The organism is Pollutimonas rozaliensis, from assembly GCF_048751585.1.
Classification (GTDB): Bacteria; Pseudomonadota; Gammaproteobacteria; order Burkholderiales; family Burkholderiaceae_B.
In genome coordinates, this window is record NZ_JAZHOB010000115.1 from 1 (window position 1) to 272 (window position 272).

Sequence of the window (272 nt, forward strand, 5' to 3'; positions counted from 1 at the left end):
TATGCTGTTAGAAATTGCAACTACAATGGGCGCAATATTGGGAGCCGTAATAGCGGTTTACTTAAATGCATCTTATGTGGCTGTAATATTCGGGCTGATTTTAATTTTTTCGTCGGCCATGACCCTAAGAAAAAAAGTAGATCATGTTAATCAAGATTATAGCAGTAAGTTAGCCAAGTTCTTTAAACTGAACAGTTCATATCCAAATCAAGGCGTAGAAACACCATATGCTGTAAGAAATGTAGGCGGCGGCTTTTTCATGATGCTTTTTG

The 272-nt window shown here is 37.5% G+C and carries 1 protein-coding gene; it reads left to right on the forward strand.

The features are described 5' to 3' along the window. The coding region (locus tag V0R37_RS22200) for a hypothetical protein (protein WP_420376566.1) at positions 1 to 272 on the forward strand (272 nt) is incomplete at both ends.